The organism is Paraburkholderia sp. D15 (genome assembly GCF_029910215.1).
Lineage (GTDB): Bacteria > Pseudomonadota > Gammaproteobacteria > Burkholderiales > Burkholderiaceae > Paraburkholderia.
The window spans coordinates 2,911,209-2,931,160 of sequence record NZ_CP110396.1 but is presented as its reverse complement, the minus strand read 5'-3'; the positions used below and the strand labels follow the sequence as shown (position 1 = coordinate 2,931,160).

Here is a 19,952-nt window from a genome sequence, read left to right as displayed (position 1 = left end):
GTTATCCGCCCATTCCGGGCAGTCTGAAAGTGCGCCCCCGGTCACCCGAGCCAGCTGGCACGCCCTTGAGGACGTGATGCGGTCCGCGCGGCGGGGGTGATTTTCATGCTAATGAGCAGTTAACGGCAAGCAGACAGGATTCTTTAGGGCCACTTTTCAATCGGGGCCGTGTCAGCCGCGCGACAACGGGCTTCGCGCGCCCAGCGCGCGCTCCAGCGCCTCGTGACCGAGCGCGACGCCGTCCGCGTTTATCGTATGACCAATGCCGGGCAACGCGTACGCGTCGACCGGGTAGCCGGCGGCATTGAAGGCGTCCGCCGCGTGTTCGAGTTCGCGTACCGGAATCACTTCGTCGTCTTCGCCGTGGATCAGCGTGAGCGGCGTGCCGTTGCGCGCGACGATCGTCGAGGCGAGCCGCCCCGAGTAGGCGACCACGCCGGCCGCGCCTTCCGCGCTAGCCGCCACGTGGTGCAGCGACATGATCGAACCTTGCGAAAAGCCCACCAGCGCAAGCCGGTCGAAAGCTAGCGCGTAACGCGCCAGTTCGGCGTCGAGCACCGCGCGCAGCGCCGGATAGGCCGCGCTCACGCGGGCCACGCGGTTGCTCTCGTCGACATCGCGCAGGCTGAACCATTGACGGCCGCCGAAGCCGCCGTCGAACGGATCGGTGCCGTCCAGCGATGCGAACGCGACGTCCGGCAGACTCTCGCTCCAGATGTCGGCGAGCGGCATCAGATCGCGCGCATTGCTGCCGACGCCGTGCAGCAGCACGACGAGCCCTTTCGCCGGCGCCGTGAGCGGTGCGCGCCGCCAGCCATGTTCGAATTGCTCCCAGGTCATGTCGCGTCCTTTGTGTGGTTGATGAATCGTGGTTGTTCGTTGGTTGTTTTTTATATGCCACTGGAGCGTGTGCATGCAGCGCGTGGCCCTCGGCATGTGACGCTTGCGGTGCTTACGGCGTACGCATTCTGCTTCAGCCGCGAGCATACGCTGGCGGACAGGATTTCGCCGCTTCGTTCTCGCCGCTTCGTTCTCGCCGCTTCTGTTTCGCCCCTGCCCGCTCCACCTGCCCGCCCCGCCGACACCCGCGAATGATTGCAGGTATCCTTTGACCAGCATGCGGTCGCCCCGCCGGGCCGTTGCACTTCGTCGCCGCACCTCGAACTGGAGAGTCCGTTGAGCCAGCCCCCGTCAGCGCCCGCCGCCTCGTCCTCGCCCGCCGCCCCACCTGCACCGCCCGCGCCGCCGCCACCGCTGCAAGGCGGTCAACTGGTGCTGGCCACCATCGCCGTCGCGCTCGCCACCTTCATGAACGTGCTCGACACGTCGATCGCGAACGTCGCGATCCCGACCATCTCGGGCAACCTCGGCGTCTCCGTCGATGAAGGCACGTGGGTCATCACCGTATTCGCCGCCGCCAATGCCGTCTCGATTCCGTTGACCGGCTGGCTCACGCAGCGCATCGGCCAGGTGAAGCTGTTCGTCGGTGCGATTCTCTCGTTCGTGCTGGCCTCGTGGCTGTGCGGGATCGCGCCGACGCTGCCCATTCTGCTGCTCGCGCGGATCTTCCAGGGCGCGGTGGCCGGTCCGCTGATTCCGCTCTCGCAGGCCATTCTGCTCGGCTCGTATCCGAAGGAGAAATCGTCGACCGCGCTCGCGCTGTGGGCGATGACCGCGACCGTCGGCCCGATCGCGGGCCCGGCGCTCGGCGGCTGGATCACGGACAGCTACAGCTGGTCGTGGATCTTCTACATCAACATACCGGTCGGCATCTTCGCGGCCGGCGTCACGTGGATGATCTACCGCACCCGCGAATCCCCCACCCGCAAACCGCCGATCGACGTGGTCGGCCTCGGCCTGCTGATCACCTGGGTCGCGTCGCTGCAGATCATGCTCGACAAGGGCAAGGACCTCGACTGGTTTTCCTCGCCGGTGATCGTGATCCTGGGCATTACCGCGCTGATCAGTTTTGCGTTCTTCCTCGTGTGGGAATTGACCGAGGAGAATCCGATCGTCGATCTGCGGCTGTTCCAGCAGCGCAATTTTCTCGGCGGCACGATCGCGATTTCGGTCGCGTACGGCGTGTTCTTCGGCAACCTCGTGCTGCTGCCGCAATGGATGCAGGAGTACCTGAACTACCGTTCGGTCGATGCCGGTCTCGTCACCGCGCCGCTCGGTGTGTTCGCGGTGCTGCTCGCGCCGGTCATGGGCCGCGTGCTGCCGCGCTCGGACGCGCGCGTGATCGCGACGCTGGCCTTCGTCGGCTTCGCGATCGTGTTCTACATGCGCTCGAAGTACGTGATCGAGATCGACACGTGGCACCTCGTGCTGCCGACGCTGCTGCAAGGCATTCCGATGGCGCTGTTCTTCGTGCCGCTGACCTCGATCATTCTGTCGGGTCAGCCGCCGAACCGGATTCCGGCGGCCGCCGGTCTGTCGAATTTCGCGCGGGTCTTCTGCGGCGCGGTGGGCACGTCGATCGCCGGCAACGAGTGGAATAACCGCACCGTGCTGCATCATGCACGGCTCACCGAACAGGCCAGCGTGACCAATCCGTTGTTCAATCAGCAGATCGATTCGACCCAGTCGCTGCTGCATCTGAATACGCAATCGGCGCACGCGCTGTTCGATTTCACCGTCAACACGCAAGCCGCGATGATGGGACTGAACGACATCTTCTTCGTGTCGGCGATTATTTTCGTGCTGATCATTCCGCTAATCTGGATCACACGACCGGCCAAAGGCGGCGGCGGACCCGATGCGGCGGGCGCGCATTAGCGGAAATACCGCGCGGGCGTGTCGCCGAACGCATCGCGAAACACCGCGATAAACGACGACACGTCCTGATAGCCGACCTCGAGCGCCACCTGCGTGACGCTCGCCCCGGCACCAAGCCGCTCCAGCGCAACCAGCAGGCGCAATTGCTGACGCCATTGACCGAAGGTCTGCCCTGTCTCCTTGACGAACAGACGCGCCGCCGTGCGCGACGTCACGCCCGCGCCCGCCGCCAGATCGTCGAGCACCGCGGACTGCGCCGGATCGCTGCCGAGCGTATCGGCGATCTGCCGGATGCGCGAATCGCGTGGCCAGTTCAGCCCTAACGGCGCGGCGCGCAGATGCGCGAGGCGATCCAGCAGCACATGCAGCAGACGCTCGGCGGGCGCGTCGAAGGGTCGATCGTGGGGAATCTCGGCGGCAGCGGCCAATAACGCGTCCACCAGCGGATCGATAACCAGCGCGCCGTTTTGCTCCGCCGACGAGCCGGGCGGCGGCAGCGGCATCGATGCCGCCTCGTCGCCGGCATACAAGGAATCGAAGCGCACCGGCCCGCCCGCATGCAGACAGTGCAGCACGCCCGGCGCCAGCCAGACCGCGTGCCCGGACGGCACGACCCAGCGCTGCGTCTCGGTGCGCACCGTCAACACGCCCGCGCCGGCGTGGATCAGCCGCGCGCGCCGATACGCACGCCAGGGTTCATCGAGCGCGTCATGGCTCTCGCGGATGACAAACGGCGTGTTGCCGACGAAGTCTGGATCGGGGCCTGCCATTCGGTGTCCGTTTTGCCCGGTTATTGATGGAAAGGCAGCGAGATTAGCATATCGGCGGACCTGGCCCCTTCTGCGTCGACCCCATCCGGCCACCGCCCGCGCGATGTGCCATTTGCCGCCGCTTGCCAGTAGAATCGCGCCTTCAACGGTCCGAGCCCATGAACTACGCATCCATCCTCGAACAGATTCACCGCGATCTGCGGCCTTATCTGGGCACCGGCAAGGTCGCCGACTACATCCCCGAACTCGCGAACGTCCCCGCCGACAGTTTCGGCATGGCGATCGTCACGGCCGCGGGCGAGGTGTTCCGCACCGGCCAGGCCGATACGCGCTTCTCGATCCAGAGCATTTCCAAGCTGTTCGCCTGCACGATGGCGTTCCGCCTGCTCGGCGACGCACTCTGGCAACGCGTGGGACGCGAGCCGTCGGGCAACGCGTTCAACTCGCTGGTGCAACTCGAAGCGGAGCACGGCAAGCCGCGCAATCCGTTCATCAACGCGGGCGCGCTGGTCGTCACCGACGTGCTGTGCCGCCGCTTCGTGCAGGCCGAAACCGCGCTGGTCGAATTCATGCGGCGGCTGACCGGCGAGATCACGATCGACTACGACCTGCGTGTCGCGCAATCGGAGTTGCAGCACGCGCACCGCAACCGCGCGATGGCGCATTTCATGGCGAGCTTCGGCAACATGGAGATGCCGCCGGAAGTGGTGGTCGACGCCTACTGCCGTCAATGCGCGATCTCGATGAGTTGTGTCGAGCTGGCCAAGGCGGCGTTGTTTCTGACGAATCACGGCGTGGCGCCCGCCACCGGCGAGCGGATCCTGGACACCAGTTCGGCCAAGCGGCTCTCCGCGTTGATGCTCACCTGCGGCACCTACGACGCCGCCGGCGACTTCGTCTATCGCGTCGGCTTGCCGGCGAAAAGCGGCGTGGGCGGCGGGATCGTCGCGGTGCTGCCGGGCGAGATGGCGGTGTGCGTGTGGTCGCCGGGACTCGACGCGAACGGCAATTCGCTGGCCGGCGCGCGTGCGTTGGAGCAGTTGACTACGTTGACGGGGCAGTCGATTTTCTGACGGCCAGGCCGTCCGCGCGCGACACGCTCACGCTTCGGAACGGCGCTCAAAGCCTGGTCGAATGTCCTACGATGGTTTCTGGTTTCGGCTTCGTGTCGTCAATAGCCCTTACGCCGGCAGGCTATCGAATCGCATCTGCGCCGGCGGGACGGTTCAACCGGGAGTCAAGCATGAGCGATAAACCTGCAGTGGTTCTGGTACACGGTTTCTGGGGTGGCGCGGCGCACTGGGCGAAGGTCATCGTCGAACTGGCGCGCAAGGGCTACACGTCGATTCACGCGGTCGAATTGCCATTGACGTCGCTAGCCGACGACGCCGGGCGCACCCGCAAGATGATCGCGCAGCAACAGGGGCCTGTCCTGCTGGTCGGTCACTCGTACGGCGGCGCCGTCATCACGGAAGCAGGCGATCAGCCGAACGTGGCCGGGCTCGTCTATATTGCCGCCTTCGCGCCCGATGCGGGTGAAAGCCCCGGCGGCATCACCCAGCAGCATCTTCCGGCCGCGGCAGCCAATCTCGCGCCGGACAGCGACGGCTACCTGTGGATCAAGCCCGACAAGTTTCACGAGAGCTTCTGCCAGGATCTCACGCCGGACGAAGCGCTGGTGATGGCGGTCACGCAGAAGGCGCCGCTTGCCAGCACGTTCGGCGACACGATCACGGCGCCGGCGTGGAAGAAAAAACCGTCGTGGTATCAGATCTCCAGCGAGGACCGGATGATCGCGCCGGAGAACGAGCAGAGGATGTCCGCGCGGCTCGGCGCGAAAAAGGTGATCACGCTTGCGGCGAGCCACGCGTCGCTAGCGTCGATGCCGGCCGAAGTCGCGGCGCTGATCGACGAAGCGGCCCGCGAGTCGGCTCGGCGCTGACGGCTGCGAGTCGCTGCAAAGGTGCCGCGCGCTACTGCGATTTGCTGCGCGTTGCCGCAACGGGGCGTCTTATCCAAGCCGCCCCGTCTTCATCCCCCTCACCACTCAATGGTTATCGCGCGGCACCCCGACCTTCTGCGCGACCTGCTGATACTTGAGCGCGGGCTCCAGCACCATGCCCTGCGCGAGTTGCCCCACCATCGCGCGCTGCATCTCCTGCCACGGCGTCTGACTGGCCGGAAACCGATACCCGCCGGCAGCGGCCAGCGCGGCGCGGCGCTGCTCCAGCTCGGCGGCATCGATCAATACATCGGCGGTGCCGCGCGCCAGGTCGATGCGCACGCGGTCGCCCGATCTGAGCAGCGCCAAACCACCACCCACCGCCGCCTCCGGTGACGCATTCAGGATGGAAGGCGAGCCCGACGTGCCCGATTGACGGCCGTCGCCCAGACACGGCAGCGTATGAACGCCGCGCTTGATCAGATACGCGGGCGGCTGCATGTTGACCACCTCGGCCGCGCCGGGATAGCCGATCGGGCCCGCGCCGCGCATCACGAGAATCGTGTGTTCGTCCAGCGCGAGCGCGGCATCGTCGATGCGCGCGTGATAGTCCTCGGGACCGTCGAACACTTCGACGCGGCCTTCGAACGCCTCGGGATCGTCGGGATTCGACAGATAGCGGTTACGGAATTCGTCCGAGATCACGCTCGTCTTCATGATCGCGCTGTCGAACAGATTGCCGCGCAGATTGATGAAACCGGCTTTACGCAAGAGCGGCGCGTCGAACGGATAAATCACCTTCGGGTCCAGATTTTCCGCGGCCGCGCAGTTCTCGCCGATGCTTTTTCCGTTGACGGTGACCGCATCCGGATGCGGCAGCCGGCCGGCCTTCATCAGTTCGGCCACCACGGCCGGCACGCCGCCCGCGTGGAAATAATCTTCACCGAGATATTCGCCGGCGGGTTGCAGATTGAGCAGCAAGGGCACGTCGTAGCCGACCTGCTGCCAGTCGTCGTTGGTGAGCTCGATGCCGAGATGCCGCGCGATCGCGTTCAGATGAATCGGCGCATTGGTCGAGCCGCCGATCGCCGAATTCACGACGATGGCGTTCTCGAACGCCGCGCGCGTCATCACGTCGGACGGCTTCAGATCGTCGCGCACCATCTGCACGATCCGCTTGCCGGTTTCGAACGCAAGCTGGCCGCGCTCGCGGTACGGCGCGGGAATCGCCGCGCCGCCCGGCAGTTCCATGCCGAGCGCTTCGGCAAGCGAGTTCATCGTCGACGCGGTGCCCATGGTGTTGCAATACCCCACGGACGGCGCCGACGACGCCACCGCGTCCATGAACTCGTCGTAGTCGATTTCGCCGGCAGCGAAGCGCTCGCGCGACTTCCACACGATGGTGCCCGACCCGGTGCGTTCGCCGCGATGCCAGCCGTTCAGCATCGGCCCGACCGACAGCGCGATCGCGGGAATGTTGACGGTCGAGGCGCCCATCAGCATCGCCGGCGTGGTCTTGTCGCAGCCGATGGTCAGCACGACGCCGTCGATCGGATAGCCGAACAGCAATTCGACGAGGCCGAGATACGCGAGGTTACGGTCCAGCGCGGCGCCGGGGCGCTTGCCGGTTTCCTGAATCGGATGAACGGGGAATTCGAGCGGCACGCCGCCGGCCGCCACGATGCCGTCACGCACGCGCTTCGCGAGTTCCAGATGATGACGGTTGCACGGCGACAGATCCGAGCCCGTCTGCGCGATGCCGATGATCGGTTTGCCGGCCTGCAACTCCGCGCGCGTCAGCCCGAAGTTCAGATAGCGTTCCAGGTAGATGGCCGTCATGCCCGGATTGCCCGGGTTGTCGAACCACTCCTGCGAGCGCAGATGCTTTGCGCGGCGGCCATGGGACTCGTTCATCGTCTCTCTCCGTCGGAAGCCGGCGGCCTGCAGCCAGTGTGGCGGCACGCGGCCGGTCAGGTTGGCGGGCGTCCCGGTATGTGAAGCGCGGGCGCCCGCATGGATGGTTGTCTCGACCATCGCATTGTGCAACGTTATCGTTTCCGTCGTCGCGCCAACCTGCATCGAGCTGCATTGTCCGGCATCGACCTGCAACGCGGCCACTCACGGTCGCGTTGCAGGCGTCGACTTCCGTTCGATGCCGCGGCCGCTTACGCTACCCGCGTCGCCAGTTCCGCCAGCACGCTGCGAAATTCCGTCGTGCCAATCACGCGCTCGTGCGCGCCGTCTTCGAAATCGATCCAGCCCGCGTTGAAGCCGTCGAGCATCTCGATGCGCGGCGCCGGCCACGTCGCGCCCTGTGCCTGGAACGCCGCTTCCCACTGCTCGCGCGGCACCGGTCGAACGCTCACCTCGCGGCCGAGCACGTCGGCGAGCAAAGCGGCAATGTCGTGCTGCGAATAACGCCGCGGCCCCTCGATCTCGATGATGCGGCGCCCCTGCCACGATTGAACCAGCGTGTCGGCAATCGCCTTGCCGATATCCGCGGTCGCCACCATCGGGTAAGCGCGCTCCAGCGGTTGCAGGAAACCCGGCATCGCACCGGTTTCGCGCGCGGGCGCGATGTCCCACAGCGAGTTCTCCATGAACCACGCCGGCCGCATGATCGCGGTCGCGATCGGCGCCGGCAGTCCGGCGAGCGCCTGCTCGAGAATATGCACCTGCGTGATGAGGCCGAGCCCCGACTCCCGCTGTCCGCCGATCGACGACAACGCCGCCACCCGCGCGGGCTTTGCCTGGGTCAGCGCTTCCTTCAGCACCCTGGCCGTCGCGTGCGCATTCGGATAGCCCGGCTGCGGCGCGAAATTCGGCGCGACCATCACGAACACGCCTGACGTGTCCGCGAATGCAGCGCCGAGCGCATCGGCATCCTCGAACGACGCGATGGCGACCTCGGCGCCGCGCTCCCGCCACTGCGCAGCCTTGGCCGGATCGCGCAGCACCGCGCGCACCGCATGCCCTGCGGCCAGCAGCGCACGCGCCGCCGCACCGCCAACCTGCCCTGTCACACCCGTGATCGCATACATGTTCGCTACTCCTCGAATACGGCCGATGCCGCGTTGGCCTGCATTCTCGGCGTATCGACGGTATTTCACGAGAGCATGAATGTCATTTGTTTAATGCCATCAAGTCATTGCGTCATGGCATCGCGAAGCTGAACGATACGCGCCCCCGCCGCCATCAGTAGTCATACACGTGCTCGACCGTCAGCCCCATCGCGGGCGCTTGCGCCAGCAGCTTCGACAACCGGCCGACCGGCGTCAGCAAGGCCACGCGCCGCGTCGCGGCGGGCATCGTGAGCGCTTGCTCGAACAGCACGCGCCCGGCATCGGCCGGCAGCTTCGTGCCGTCGCCCACCCAGACGGTGACGAGAACCGGTGCCGATGCGCCGTTGCCGGCGATGTCGTCGATCGTCACGCCTTGCTGCGCCAGCGCCGTGGCCGCGATGCGGAAATCGAAGTAGCGCGGCAGCGCCAGCAGCGCGCGCCCATCGGGCAGACGTCGCAGCACGCTGACGCGCGCGGGCGGCGTCCAGCCGTCCGGCAGGCGATCGACCACCACGTCGGTGGTCATCAATGCCGGCGTGTAGGCCGCGCGGGTCGCCTTTTCGATCAGCTTGCCGTACACCGCCTTGACCGCGTATTCGCTCGTGAGCGCATACCGCCGCTCCCACTTGCGCACGAGGCCCGGGCCCCAGAACGGCACGTCGGTCCACAGATGCCGGAGCCGCGAGCCGAAATCGAACAGGTACCAGGGCTCCTGGCGGATGAAGTCGACGTAGTCCTGCGCCGCCTGCGCACCGAACCGGTCCTCGTCGGTGAGCCGGCCGCCGTCGAGCAGCCAGCTCGCCCGTCCGAGCGTGTTTTCGTACACGGCCCGCAGCGCGTATTCGACCGTGGTGCTGGTCGCGATCACGAGAATCATCACGTGATAGCCGAGGTTCAGCGGATAGCGATCGTGAAGTTGCTCCGTGGTGACCGTGCGGTAGCTGGACCAGAGCTGGCCGATCTGCCCGATGAACGGAAACGCGTGCGCCGGTTCGCGTTGGACGATGCGCGCGTATTCGGCGGGACTATGGACCAGATACCACTCGGGGAAAGTCAGCAGGGTTTGTTCGACGTCGCGCCGCGCGTCGGGCGGCACCACGCTGCCGTTTTGCGGCGCCTCCGCGAAAGCAAGGGCAACCGCGAAAATGAAAGCGGATACGCTCGCCAGCAGCATCGCGATCAGCGCGGCGGCCTTGCGTGCAAGGGTGCGCGTCATGCCGGCTCTCCGTGACGCACGAACGCAAGCAGCAGATTGTCCGAGGGGTCGCCTTCCTGCGCGAGGCGCAAGCCGGTATGACGGAAACCCGCCGCCTCGATACGCGCGATCCACTCGTCGACGCTGGCGAAATGGCGCAACTCCTTGCGGTTGGTCTCCCACGATTCGCCCAGGCCGGCATTGAACACCGTATGGGCGAGCGCGACGAATGCGTCCATGGCGGGCGTCGTCACGTCGTGGTCGCGCACGATGAAATAGCCGCCCGGCCGCGTGATGCGCGCGATCGATTCGAGAAACGGCATGAGCCGTTCCGGCGCCATGTGATGCAGGCCGACGAAACAACTGACCAGATCCGCGCTCTGGGCCGGCAACGCAATGGGCGCGTAGTCGTTGAGCGGCACGCAATCGCCGATGCCGCGCAACTGTCCGCGCTCGACGATATCGACAGGGCTCATGCCGGGCGAAACATCGTTGACGAGGGTGACGCTGCCGGTCAGACGCAGATGTTTCTTCATCGCCCGCACGTAACGTCCGGTCGTGCCGATCTCGACATAGTCGCGCAACGCCTTGTCGCCGATCAGCGTGGCGGCCTGGCGGCCCATCTCGGCCTTCTGCGTCGCGAGCGACGGCAGTGCGTGCGTGAGCATCGCCAGCGGCGGCGTGATCGACTTCAGACCGGTCTGGATGCCCCGGTAGATCGCCTCGTCATTGTCCGCGTGCCGGTCGGTCTCCTGGCCGATCAGCATGTGCAGACGATCCTCGGGCAGCACGTGAAAGATGTTCTGCAGGAACGCGTAGAAGCGGTCGGCCTCGCGCTCGTCGCGGTAGATGGTGGCGAAGAGCGAGGTGGCGGGTGTGCAGGCCGCGTGAGTGGATGCGTGCGTGGATGCCAGAAGCGAGATCGTATCGTGCGCGACGCTCGGTGCCGTCGCCAAGGCCGATGCATTCGACGTGGCCGATGCATTCGATGCGCCCGCAAAAACCGGCGCGTAATACCGGTCCCACAACGCACCGCGCAGCCGGTACCGCGGGTCCAGTTCGGCCTTCAGCGCGAACATCTCTCGCGCGCGCGGATACGCGCGATGAAACTGCGCGCCGGTCGCATGCAACTGATACGGCAGGTAGTAGGTCCCGCCCGCGGCCAGCACCGCGTCGATAAGTTCGCGAGTCCACACGGCCACGCGCGCCTTCGCGCTTTCACGCGTACGTTGCTTGTAATACAGCACGAACGCGAAGGTCTCGCCGCGCGCCCACGCCATCACCGTGCGGTCGTCGCCGAGTGCATGACGCACCGAAATATTGACGACATTCACCCGATGCTTCGCGAGGATCGCGCCCATTGTCCGCGCGAAATCGCCGACCGCATCGGCCGGCACGAAGTACTCCTGCAACACGTACGTACGGCGCGAACGTCCGACGGGTTCGAGCTCCGCGACATCGTAGCCGGCTTCGTAGTTGCGCCAGTGCACCTTGGTGCCGAGATGCAGCAGCGGATCGTACAGATACTCGCGGCGGAACTTGCCGAGCGGCGTTTCGGTGATCGCCCAGAGCAGGTATTTCGCGATCCAGAAACCTCGCGAGAGCGGTTGCAGCCGCGGTGCGGTGGCCGGGGCGTCGGTCACGGTCCAGCTCACCGCGCGGCCATGGGTGTAATGCGGCGGGTACAGGTCGAAGTTGTGAAACACCACGTCCTCGTGACCGCGCACATTGGCGTCGAACCACGCCTTGTACTGGACCGTGTTCATCTTCCGGTCGCTGCGCGCGACCCGCGTGTTCGACGCGAGTTCGAGCTCCGCCTCGACGATCACGCCGATGCCGCCGTAACCGCCGATCGCCGCGCTGAAAAACCGCGCATTGTGCGTGGGCGACGCTTCGACGACTTCGCCGCTCGCCAGCACCAGCGTGATCGAACGCACCGAGAGCACGACCGGGCCGAGCCCCATGTAGCGCCCATGCGCATTCACCGACAGCGCGCCGCCGACCGTGAAGTTCGCGTAGGTCTGCATGATCTTCACCGCGAAGCCATGCGGATCCACGAAGCGCTGGATATCGCTCCAGCGGATGCCCGCCTGCACGCGGATCAGACCGGCCTGCGGGTCGAAGCGCAGCACGCGGTTCATCTGCCGCATGTCGAGATGCAGCGTGCCGGGGCTGGCCGTATGGCCGCCCATGCTGAAGTGCCCGCCGCCGACCGACACCGGCAGGTCCGTGCGGGTGAACACGTCGACCACGTCCTGCGTCGAGTTCGGCGTCACGATGGACAGGACCGGAATACGGTTGAGTTGCGTAACGTCGTTGACTGTCGTCATGGCGCGTGTCATCCGGCGATGTTGACCTGGAGATAATCGGCGCGGCTCGACGGATCGGCACCGAAACGGTTCGGATGATCGGCGCCGCGTTTGAGCAGTTGCACCAGCACCCAGAGCGGACCGATCACGGGCACGATCGCCGCGAACAGCGCATTGCCGCGCCGGCCGATGTCGTGAAGCCGCTGGGTGGCGAGCGCGATGGCGATCCAGATGAACAGCAGCGCGAAGAGCCCCGAGCCGGCCGCGCCGAACGATTCGCCGGCCAGCGTGCCGAATGCCGTGCAGACGAGCGCCGCGATGACGACGCGCGTCAACCACTCGCCTCGCGTGATGCGGCCATGCGGGAGGAAGAAAGCCGAAAGAAGAGGAAGGTATCGCATCGTGACGGGGGATTCAGGTCCGGTTAGTCATTCACGCATTCATACATTCATGTATTCACGCTTTCGCGCGGCGGAAATACGCAGTGGCGGGTCGCCGGAACAGCAGAAAGGCGAACAGCACGAAGACGAGAAACGACGGCAAAAGCGGCACCAGCGAGTGCGAGGGCATGGTTGCCAGAGAAATGATGTAACCGGCCAGCGTCGCGCCCACATACAAGGTACGTCCCCACTGCCGGCCCTTGAGAACGGCGATTCCCGCGACGATGCAGAGCACCGAAACGATCAATCCGATCAGAATCGTCACGCCGGGCGGCACGCGGTATTCGCTGAGCACAGCGAGCGTTATCGGGTTTGACAGCATCAGCGGCACAAAAATGAGATTCGCCGCATCCAGCACGATTAACAGCCATCCGACGATGGTCAGCGAAACCGGTCTTTTGATCGTTATTGCTTCGGGAATCGTGGTCATTGAAATACCCCCTGGCGCGGTTGTCGCGCGAAGTTCTTTTTTTCTCGATCGACGGGATCGATAACCCGGATTGAATGCAACCGCATTATGACCATGTCCCGGCGGCTTGACCAGTTATGCCGATCGGCTTTCGATCCGGTATCGGAACGCGATACCGGACGTATCGGCAGTCGACGCTATCGGCTTGATCTTTCCGGCATTTGATCGCTGTACTATCATCGCCGCGGTGTTCAGGCATTGAATCTGGATTTACGCGGGTCGCGCCATGAATTAAGGAAGTGTCATTCGAATCGAGCGCGCGTCCCACGTGAAGAGACGATTAATTTATCTGTTTTGCCGCGTCGATCCATTACTCCAACCCGCTCGTCCCAATGATTACTCAACCCCTGCTTTCCTCATTCCGCCGATATTGCCGTTTTGCCATTCCCGCACTGTGCATTGCCGCGCTGAATACGCCCGTCTTCGCACAGCAAGGCGCGGACGGTGACGCTTCGCCAAGCGTCGCGTCGAAAGTGCCGGGCATCGAGATCGCGAAGCTTTCGGCCTTGCCCAAAGCGCCGGCTTCGGCATCGTCGCGGCGCGATTGCCAAACGCTGACCAGGCTCAAAAGCGAAGGCGGAAAGATCGCCGACGCCCAAGGCTGGGGTGTCACCGGCGAAACAAGACTCGGCAGCTATGACGTGGTCAGCTTCGCGGGCAAATTCGAGGCGGGCACCAGCGGGTCGTGCGATATCGATGCGGGCAACGTCGCGCTTTTCCGCGGACGTCAACTCGTGGCGCTCGTCTATGCGGCCAGTCATTCGAAACAGACCATCAGCAATATCGTGACCAGTCCGGTCAACGGCGGCATCCGCATTCTCGACGGCGATCTCGTGCCGATGCCGGTCGCCGATCTGCGGCTTGCGGGCGGCAACGCGATCGAGGTCGATCCGCTGCCCGCTGAAGATCCGATTTGCGATGGCCGCGGCGCAGCGCCGAACGTGTACGGGCAATCAGTGCGTCAGGCTCGCAAGACACTGATCGCGCAGGGATGGACGCCGGTCAGATCGACAGCCAGCGACCCGCTCGCGAAAGAGCTGCGCGCAAGCGGAATCGTCGAAGTCAGCGATTGTGCTGGAACGGGATTCGCGTTCTGCAGCTACTACTACCGCAAAGGCAACATCGAGTTGAACCTGACGAGCTTCGGCGACGGCGACGCGCCGACGGTCAGCGACTACGGCGCGATCTGCGACCGGTCGCGCTGGCATCATCGATAGGCGCCGACCAGCGCTGTGGTCTCGGTGCTATCGGTGCTATCGGTTCAGCTTCGCCGCAGGGCCGAACCGCGCAATTCCTTCAGCCGATAGCCCACGAATTTTTCGCCCCGCGAACACCAGGCAACCGGTTGCCAGGCCGCTTTTTGAATAGAATCGGGCATCCCATTTCGAATCCCGATACCTATGACCGAGGTCACCCGGCTGATCGCCACCATCAAACGCAAGCTCAAGGCGGCCGGCCTGACCTATCGGGATGTTGCGCAGGCACTCGATCTGTCCGAGCCGAGCATCAAGCGGCTGCTGTCCGAGGGACGTCTGACCGTCGATCGGCTCGCGCAATTCTCCGAATTGCTGTCCATGACCATGTCGGAGTTGCTGATGGAAGCCGAGGCGCCGGTCACACTGCTTCATGGACTGAGCGCCGATCAGGAAGCCGCGCTGGTCGCGAGCGAAAAGCAGCTGCTCGTCACGGTATGCGCGCTCAGTCACTGGTCGATCGACGATATCGTTTCGGCCTACCGGTTGTCGGAAGCGGAGTGCGTGAAGTACCTGCTCGTGCTGGACCGCATGGAGATCATCGAACTGAAACCCGGCAACCGCATCCGGCTGCGCGTGGCGCGAGATTTCGACTGGCTTCCCGATGGGCCGATCCGGAATTTCTTCCTTCAGCAGGCGTTGCCGGACTTCATGAAAAGCCGCTTCGATGTGCCCGGCGAAGTCATGGGATTCGCTCACGGCATGTTGACGCAGAGCGCGTACGAGCAGTTGCAGATCGAGATGCGCAAGCTGCGCGCGCGGTTCTCGGCGCTGCACGATCAATCCGTCGATGCACCGCTTGCCGACCGGCGTGGGACTGCGCTGCTTCTGACTGCGCGAGCGTGGGAGCCGGAAGCGTTCCGATCGCTTCGACGCGCGGAATCGGAACCGCCATCGGCTTCGTCCGTTGCGTGAACTCATCGCGCGGTTGATGCAACGCCGTTCATCCTCGAACGCCAGGTAACACGAACCCAATCGATTTCACGCTTTGGAGCGGCCACCGGATGCGGTGGCCGCTCGCTTTGTCACGTCCGGATGCCGATTCTTACGTTTCGGAAAGCTTCGGTGCATCGCCGGGTATCGCGAAAAAAACTTTGACAAACTATCTTTAGATATATATCTTACGATGCATCTTAAGACATACATGGAGCACTCAAGATGCGTCACCACCATCGTTTTTCCCGCTCGCACCATTCGGACGACAGCTTCCACGGCCATCCCCAACGCGCGTCGTTGCATGCGCTGTGGCACGCGTTCATGCGTGATGCCGACTTCGCCGGTTCGGACGGTTCGCGCGGCCCGCGTGGCCGTCACGCGTTTCATGACCACGCGGATCACCACGGCCGCCGCGGCCATGCTGACTCGCACGGCGACGCCCACCCCCACGGCCGTCACGGCCACGACCGCTTCTCGCTGCACGCGCTTTGGCATGCGATCGGCCGCCATCACGAGCATCGCGGCGGCGACCGTGGCGGGCGCTTCGGCGGCGGCGGTGGCGGCGGTTTCAACGGCGACGGCGAAGGTTTCCCGCGCGGCCGCAAATTCACGTCCGACGACCTGCAACTGCTGCTGCTTTCCCTGATCGACGCCCAGCCGAGCCACGGCTACGAATTGATCAAGGCGCTCGAAACGCGCTCGAACGGCTTCTACACGCCGAGCCCCGGCATGGTCTACCCGGCGCTCACGTATCTGGAGGAAATCGGCTACGTGACGGTCCAGCTCGAAGGCAATCGCAAGCGCTACGCATTGTCGGAAACGGGCCGCGACTATCTGAGCACGAACCGCGATCGCGTCGAACTGATGTTCGCGAAGCTGAATCACTTCGCCCGCAAGATGGATTCGGTGCGCCGCGCCTTTGCCGGTGAAGAACCGGCCGACATCAGCGAAGGCGGCTGGCTGCCCGAGCTGACCGAAGCGCGCCGCAAGCTGAAGAATCTGCTGGTGCTCCGAGGCAACGCACCGGCGGAAGAACAACGGCGTATCGCCGTGATCCTGATGCGCGCGGCACGGGAAATCGAAAGCCATCCCAACCCCGCCAACCCCGACACCCCCAATACCGGCAGTCACGACCCGAGCGGCGAGCCAGGCGACGCAGCACCGAAGCCCTGACATCGCGCCACCCGTCCCCGCGCGCATTCGCGCCGGGGGAACGCAGTCAGGCGCCCACGGGCGCCACGCCAACCAACAGGAGCATCACCCTATGCAGACTCATGATCACCGAACCGACCTGGCCGTCCAGCGCGTACGGCATCCGCTGAAGTTCCGCCTGCTGCAGGTCAAACAGGTGCAGGCGCTGACGCCGCATCTGATTCGCGTCACCTTCACCGGTGACGACCTGCACGACTTCGTTTCCGCGTCGTTCGACGACCACATGAAGGTGTTCTTCCCCGAACCCGGTGCGGACAAACCGGCGTTGCCGGAAGCCGGACCCGACGGTCCCGTGTTCCCGGCAGGCCAGCGTCCGGTCGCGCGCGATTTCACGCCACGACGTTTCGATCGCGAAGCGCGCGAGCTCGACATCGAATTCGCGATGCACGAAGCCGGTCCCGCCGCCACGTGGGCGGCGCAGGCCAAGCCCGGTCAATATCTCGGCGTGGGCGGCCCGCGCGGCTCGCTCGTCATTCCGACCGGCTTCGACTGGCATCTGCTGATCGGCGACGACACCGCGTTGCCGGCCATCGCCCGTCGTCTGGAAGAACTGCCGCCCGGCACGCGCGCCGCCGCCGTGATCGAAGTGGCCGACGCGTCGGCGCGCATCGAATTCGACACGCGCGCCGAGCTGCATCTGGTCTGGTGCTATCGCAACGACACCGGCTATCGCGGCGAACCGCTGCTGCAGGCGGTGCGCGAAACCTATCTGCCCGAGGACGGCGAAGGCTACGTGTGGGCCGCAGGCGAAAGCGCGACGATGCGCGCGGTGCGCTATCACCTGTGCACCGAACGCGGCGTCGACAAGTCGCGCATTCGCGCGGCGAGCTACTGGAAACAGGGCGCCGCCGCCGTCCACGAAACACTCGACGACTGAGCCGCCGCACCACGCGCCGCGCACACTGTATTGCGCGGCGCGAGACGACACGGTTGCGGCGCGTTTCGAACCCTCATCAAAGGACATCAATCGATGTACTCACTCAGCAATCGACACGAGCGCCATCTGTTATGGCTGCTCGCGCTGACGCAGTTCACCATCATCATGGATTTCATGGTGATGATGCCGCTCGGTCCGCAGATCATGCACACCTTCGCGATCACGCCGGCGGCATTCGCCACCGCCGTATCCGCGTATTCATGGTGTTCGGGTCTGTCCGGACTGTTCGCGGCGACCTATATCGACCGCTTCGACCGGCGTCGTCTGCTGCTCACCGTGTATGCGTTGTTCGCGTTGTCGAATCTCGCGTGCGCCCTCGCGAACAGCTTTCCCCTGCTGCTCGCGGCGCGCGCCTTCGCGGGCCTGACCGGCGGCGTGCTCGGCTCGGTGATCATGGCGATCGTCAGCGACGTGATTCCCGTGCATCGCCGGGGCGCCGCGACCGGCACGATCATGACGGCCTTCTCGCTCGCGGCGATCGCCGGCGTGCCGGCCGGCGTGATGCTCGGCGCGCATTTCAACTGGGCCGCGCCGTTCTTCCTGCTGGTGGCGCTCTCGCTCGTCGTATGGCTGGTGGGTTTCAGCCAGGTGCCTTCGCTGGCGCAGCACTTGAGCCGGCGTCCGCCGCCGCTCGCCGAAGTACTGCCGGACTTGTGGCGGCTGCTGAGCAATCCGCGCCATCTGAATGCGTTCGCGCTGACCTTCATGATGATGGTCGCGCACATGCTGGTGATTCCGTTCATTTCGCCGGTGCTGGTCGCGAATCACGGCGTGCGCCCCGAGCAACTGTCGTGGCTGTACATGGCGGGCGGCGCGGCGACTTTCTTCACCTCGCGCCGGGTGGGCCGGCTCGCTGACCGTCACGGCACGCGGCGCGTGTTCCGGATCTTCGCGGTACTGTCGTTCCTGCCGGTGCTGTTCGTCACGCATCTGCCGGCGCTGCCGTTTTACGCGCTGGTGATCTTCTTCCCGTTCTTCATGGTGCTGCTGTCGGGGCGGATGGTGCCGATGCAGGCCCTGTTGACCACCGTGCCCGAACCGAGCCGGCGCGGCGCCTTCCTCAGCGCGAACAGCGCATTGCAGGCGCTCGGCACGGGTTGCGGCGCGTGGATCGGCGGCTTGATGCTGAGCAATTCGGCGACGGGACAGATCGAGGGATACGGAACCGTCGGCTGGGTCGCGGTCGGCATCGCGTCGATCGGGTTGTGGTGGGTGGCGCGGGTGCGCGGTGCGAGAAACGATGCGCCGCCTGCTAGCGCGATGCCCGCGGAGGTGGTTGGAGAAGGTTAAACAGGCAGACAGTTGAATGGCTTCATCGAACGGTGCTGCGATTTTGCAGCACCGTTTTTTTGCTTGGCCGAAGCCGCTAAAAGCGGGAAGCCAGTGCTTCGAACCGAAACGCCAGCGCGAAGCCTCGAATCAATCCGTCTTCCCCGTCAACGCCTGCCGCGCGGCCTCGCCTTTCGCATGCGACGCCGAGTAGAACACCCACGCCCGGCCAATCACGATCTTCAGCATCGCGATCACCGGCACCGCGAGAAAAATCCCCGCGACGCCGCCGAGCTGATCACCGGCCAGCAGGCCGACGATCACGAGGAACGGACTCACCTCCACGCCTTCGCTCATCAGATACGGATTGAGCACGTAGTCCTGGAACAGCCGGTACAGCGCGATGAAGATCACCAGCCACAGCAGATGCGCATAGCCGCTGAACACGGCAACCACCAGCGTGATCGCCACCGCGCCGAGCGGCCCGGCGAACGGCACGAATTCCAGCAGACCCGCGCTGACCGCGAGCAGAAACGCGTACGGCACACCGAGCAGCGTGAACGCGACGCCGTAGCAGATCAGCGTCGCGAGCGAGAGGAACAGCAACGCGCGCACGTACTTCGACAGCAGCACGTTCAGGTCCGTCACGATCTCCGCCCACAGCACGCGATGCCGGTCCGTCAGCAGCGCGAGAAACGAGTCGCGCATCTGCGGGCCTTCCTTGATCAGCAGAAAGCTCAGGATCGGAATCAGCACCAGGTAGATCAGATTGCTCGCCGCATGCACGACGCCCAGGCCGACGCTGCGTGCCATCGGCACCGCCTTGTCGGACCCGGTCTCGATCTGCTCGCGCACGAAATCGACGATCCGCTCGCGCAACGGTTCGAGAAAATGCGGCAGCGGAATGCGATTGGGCACGTCGGACTTCATCAGTTGCGGCAACTGCGCGAGCAGATGCGTGGCCTGATCCTGCAACTGCACGCCGAACAGCGAGCCGACCACCGCGATCACCGCGACCACCACGATGAACACCAGCGCGATCGACGCGACCCGGGGCACGCGACGCGGCCGGACCCGCTCGACGAGCTGCACCATCGGATAGATCAGGTAACTGAAGAACACCGCGAAGACAACCACCAGCACGGTGGATGAAGCGGTATAGATGACAAAGAACAGCAGCGCGATCAGTAGCGCGGTCCAGACTTTCCTGGCGGTGGTGACATCGAATCCCAGCATGAAGCTTCCTCGAATAGACGATGAGATCCGGCGCCTCGCCTGCGCCGGGAGCATCGGACAACGATATCCGTCGGATCGAACCGGCGCCGGCGACGTGCAGCGACGTGCATTCAAAGGCCGGCGCCTCGACCCCGGTGCTTCAGG

At 65.0% G+C, this 19,952-nt stretch carries 17 protein-coding genes; 8 read left to right on the top strand and 9 right to left on the bottom strand.

All coding sequences use genetic code 11. The annotated features are described in order from the left end of the window. Positions 1-171: 171 nt before the first annotated feature. Positions 172-840 carry a dienelactone hydrolase family protein gene (locus LFL96_RS32875; RefSeq protein WP_281002061.1) on the bottom strand — a complete coding sequence of 223 codons (669 nt, stop codon included), beginning with the start codon at positions 838-840 and terminating at the stop codon, positions 172-174. Between the two features lie 336 nt (positions 841-1,176). On the opposite strand from LFL96_RS32875, the gene LFL96_RS32870 reads away from it, so the two are divergent. After that, positions 1,177-2,778: a DHA2 family efflux MFS transporter permease subunit gene (locus tag LFL96_RS32870; protein WP_281002060.1), complete on the top strand. Its 1,602-nt coding sequence runs from the start codon at positions 1,177-1,179 to the stop codon at positions 2,776-2,778. On the opposite strand, the gene LFL96_RS32865 is transcribed toward LFL96_RS32870, so the two are convergent. Continuing rightward, positions 2,775-3,548 (bottom strand): AraC family transcriptional regulator, encoded by a 774-nt coding sequence (locus LFL96_RS32865; RefSeq protein WP_281002059.1) that lies wholly within the window; start codon positions 3,546-3,548, stop codon positions 2,775-2,777. The genes LFL96_RS32870 and LFL96_RS32865 overlap by 4 nt on opposite strands. Before the next feature lie 158 nt (positions 3,549-3,706). Between LFL96_RS32865 and LFL96_RS32860 the strand changes: the two genes are divergently transcribed. Further along, positions 3,707-4,621 (top strand): glutaminase, encoded by a 915-nt coding sequence (locus tag LFL96_RS32860; RefSeq protein ID WP_281002058.1) that lies wholly within the window; start codon positions 3,707-3,709, stop codon positions 4,619-4,621. 170 nt (positions 4,622-4,791) lie between these two features. Beyond that, positions 4,792-5,490, top strand: coding sequence for an alpha/beta hydrolase (locus LFL96_RS32855; RefSeq protein WP_281002057.1), 699 nt, complete (start codon positions 4,792-4,794; stop codon positions 5,488-5,490). Between the two features lie 105 nt (positions 5,491-5,595). Here the strand turns inward: LFL96_RS32855 and LFL96_RS32850 are convergent, their stop codons facing one another. From LFL96_RS32850 to LFL96_RS32825, 6 genes are all read right to left on the bottom strand, one after another. After that, a complete protein-coding gene (locus tag LFL96_RS32850) occupies positions 5,596-7,404 on the bottom strand; it encodes an IlvD/Edd family dehydratase (protein ID WP_281002056.1) in 1,809 nt (602 codons plus the stop codon). A gap of 251 nt (positions 7,405-7,655) precedes the next feature. Next, positions 7,656-8,531, bottom strand: a complete 876-nt coding sequence (locus tag LFL96_RS32845; protein WP_281002055.1) for an NAD(P)H-binding protein — start codon at positions 8,529-8,531, stop codon at positions 7,656-7,658. Positions 8,532-8,685: 154 nt separating this feature from the next. Beyond that, positions 8,686-9,768 carry a hypothetical protein gene (locus tag LFL96_RS32840; RefSeq protein WP_281002054.1) on the bottom strand — a complete coding sequence of 361 codons (1,083 nt, stop codon included), beginning with the start codon at positions 9,766-9,768 and terminating at the stop codon, positions 8,686-8,688. Then, the gene (locus LFL96_RS32835; RefSeq protein ID WP_281002053.1) at positions 9,765-12,077 is read right to left on the bottom strand and encodes an FAD-binding protein; all 2,313 of its coding nucleotides are present in this window, start codon (positions 12,075-12,077) and stop codon (positions 9,765-9,767) included. The genes LFL96_RS32840 and LFL96_RS32835 overlap by 4 nt, the downstream gene beginning before the upstream one ends. 8 nt (positions 12,078-12,085) lie before the next feature. Beyond that, positions 12,086-12,457, bottom strand: a complete 372-nt coding sequence (locus tag LFL96_RS32830; RefSeq protein ID WP_281002052.1) for a DUF805 domain-containing protein — start codon at positions 12,455-12,457, stop codon at positions 12,086-12,088. Positions 12,458-12,512: 55 nt separating this feature from the next. Further along, complete coding sequence (locus LFL96_RS32825; RefSeq protein ID WP_281002051.1) at positions 12,513-12,926, bottom strand: hypothetical protein; 414 nt, start codon at positions 12,924-12,926, stop codon at positions 12,513-12,515. 371 nt (positions 12,927-13,297) lie between these two features. Here LFL96_RS32825 and LFL96_RS32820 point away from each other — a divergent pair, with 371 nt between their 5' ends. The 5 genes from LFL96_RS32820 (at position 13,298) to LFL96_RS32800 (ending at position 18,593) form a co-directional block, all read left to right on the top strand. After that, positions 13,298-14,182: a hypothetical protein gene (locus LFL96_RS32820; protein WP_281002050.1), complete on the top strand. Its 885-nt coding sequence runs from the start codon at positions 13,298-13,300 to the stop codon at positions 14,180-14,182. A 183-nt stretch (positions 14,183-14,365) separates the two neighbouring features. Next, entirely contained in the window at positions 14,366-15,133 is a 768-nt protein-coding gene (locus tag LFL96_RS32815) for a helix-turn-helix transcriptional regulator (protein ID WP_281002049.1), read from the top strand. Between the two features lie 243 nt (positions 15,134-15,376). Then, positions 15,377-16,327: a PadR family transcriptional regulator gene (locus LFL96_RS32810; protein WP_281002048.1), complete on the top strand. Its 951-nt coding sequence runs from the start codon at positions 15,377-15,379 to the stop codon at positions 16,325-16,327. Between the two features lie 91 nt (positions 16,328-16,418). Beyond that, complete coding sequence (locus tag LFL96_RS32805) at positions 16,419-17,243, top strand: siderophore-interacting protein (RefSeq protein WP_281002047.1); 825 nt, start codon at positions 16,419-16,421, stop codon at positions 17,241-17,243. 93 nt (positions 17,244-17,336) lie between these two features. Continuing rightward, complete coding sequence (locus tag LFL96_RS32800) at positions 17,337-18,593, top strand: MFS transporter (RefSeq protein WP_281002046.1); 1,257 nt, start codon at positions 17,337-17,339, stop codon at positions 18,591-18,593. Positions 18,594-18,722: 129 nt separating this feature from the next. Here the strand turns inward: LFL96_RS32800 and LFL96_RS32795 are convergent, their stop codons facing one another. Next, complete coding sequence (locus LFL96_RS32795; protein ID WP_281002045.1) at positions 18,723-19,808, bottom strand: AI-2E family transporter; 1,086 nt, start codon at positions 19,806-19,808, stop codon at positions 18,723-18,725. Positions 19,809-19,952: the final 144 nt, after the last annotated feature.

Excerpts from the sequence above, each read along its gene's own strand:
- LFL96_RS32875 (WP_281002061.1), bottom strand. The coding sequence starts at position 840 with ATGACCTGGGAGCAATTCGAACATGGCTGGCGGCGCGCACCGCTCACG.
- LFL96_RS32865 (WP_281002059.1), bottom strand. The coding sequence starts at position 3,548 with ATGGCAGGCCCCGATCCAGACTTCGTCGGCAACACGCCGTTTGTCATC.
- LFL96_RS32860 (WP_281002058.1), top strand. The coding sequence starts at position 3,707 with ATGAACTACGCATCCATCCTCGAACAGATTCACCGCGATCTGCGGCCT.
- LFL96_RS32855 (WP_281002057.1), top strand. The coding sequence starts at position 4,792 with ATGAGCGATAAACCTGCAGTGGTTCTGGTACACGGTTTCTGGGGTGGC.
- LFL96_RS32850 (WP_281002056.1), bottom strand. The coding sequence starts at position 7,404 with ATGAACGAGTCCCATGGCCGCCGCGCAAAGCATCTGCGCTCGCAGGAG.
- LFL96_RS32845 (WP_281002055.1), bottom strand. The coding sequence starts at position 8,531 with ATGTATGCGATCACGGGTGTGACAGGGCAGGTTGGCGGTGCGGCGGCG.
- LFL96_RS32840 (WP_281002054.1), bottom strand. The coding sequence starts at position 9,768 with ATGACGCGCACCCTTGCACGCAAGGCCGCCGCGCTGATCGCGATGCTG.
- LFL96_RS32835 (WP_281002053.1), bottom strand. The coding sequence starts at position 12,077 with ATGACGACAGTCAACGACGTTACGCAACTCAACCGTATTCCGGTCCTG.
- LFL96_RS32830 (WP_281002052.1), bottom strand. The coding sequence starts at position 12,457 with ATGCGATACCTTCCTCTTCTTTCGGCTTTCTTCCTCCCGCATGGCCGC.
- LFL96_RS32825 (WP_281002051.1), bottom strand. The coding sequence starts at position 12,926 with ATGACCACGATTCCCGAAGCAATAACGATCAAAAGACCGGTTTCGCTG.
- LFL96_RS32820 (WP_281002050.1), top strand. The coding sequence starts at position 13,298 with ATGATTACTCAACCCCTGCTTTCCTCATTCCGCCGATATTGCCGTTTT.
- LFL96_RS32815 (WP_281002049.1), top strand. The coding sequence starts at position 14,366 with ATGACCGAGGTCACCCGGCTGATCGCCACCATCAAACGCAAGCTCAAG.
- LFL96_RS32810 (WP_281002048.1), top strand. The coding sequence starts at position 15,377 with ATGCGTCACCACCATCGTTTTTCCCGCTCGCACCATTCGGACGACAGC.
- LFL96_RS32805 (WP_281002047.1), top strand. The coding sequence starts at position 16,419 with ATGCAGACTCATGATCACCGAACCGACCTGGCCGTCCAGCGCGTACGG.
- LFL96_RS32800 (WP_281002046.1), top strand. The coding sequence starts at position 17,337 with ATGTACTCACTCAGCAATCGACACGAGCGCCATCTGTTATGGCTGCTC.
- LFL96_RS32795 (WP_281002045.1), bottom strand. The coding sequence starts at position 19,808 with ATGCTGGGATTCGATGTCACCACCGCCAGGAAAGTCTGGACCGCGCTA.